At 58.9% G+C, this 764-nt stretch carries 1 protein-coding gene; it reads right to left on the reverse strand.

From position 1 onward, the window contains the following. Window positions 1-107: 107 nt before the first annotated feature. Window positions 108-764 (reverse strand): MATE family efflux transporter (locus tag H6B10_RS14790; protein ID WP_243427413.1); only part of this gene is annotated, 657 nt, incomplete at its 5' end.

Consider the following 764-nt stretch of genomic DNA (forward strand, 5'->3'; position numbering starts at 1 on the left):
GCGGCATAACAAGCAGCAGGACCCCCAGGACGATAAAGGCGATGCTGAGCAGCAGCATGCCGTTTTTCACGTAACGCAGCATAGGCGCACGCTCCTTCCGGTTAAATTTATACGGTGGCAGGGGCCTGGTCCATCATGGGGTGTACGATGGTACGGTAGCAGTGGGCCAGGAACAGGCTGCACATGACCAGAGAGGCGGCTTCCGCAATGGGGAAGGACCACCAGATCAGGTTTACATTGCCGCTCAGGCTCAGCAGCCAGGCGGCGGGCACCAGCACAAACAGCTGACGCACCAGCGATACCAGCAGTGCCATAACACCGCGGCCCAGCGCCTGGAAGGCAGCCGAAGCCACGATGTTGAAGCCTACCACAATGAAATGGAACGAAATGATGCGCAGTGCCACCTCGCCCAGGGCCAGCATATCGGGCCCTGCGTTGAAGATGCTCAGCAGCAGGCCGGGGCAAAGCTGCGCCGCGGCAAAGCCCACCAGCATAATGGAGATGGCGGCCACCATGGCCATTTTGATCACTTTGGTAATGCGCTCCGGTTTGCGGGCGCCGTAGTTGTAGGCGATGATGGGCACCATGCCGTTGTTCAGGCCGAACAGCGGCATAACGATGAAGCTTTGCATCTTGAAATAAACGCCGAACACCGCCACCGCCGTGCTGGAAAAGCCGATGAGGATGCGGTTCATGCAGAAGGTCATCACGCTGCCCACCGAAGTCATGGCGATGGAGGGGATGCCCACCTGATAGATGCGTTT

The organism is Gemmiger formicilis (assembly GCF_016901605.1).
GTDB classification, from domain to species: domain Bacteria; phylum Bacillota; class Clostridia; order Oscillospirales; family Ruminococcaceae; genus Gemmiger; species Gemmiger formicilis_B.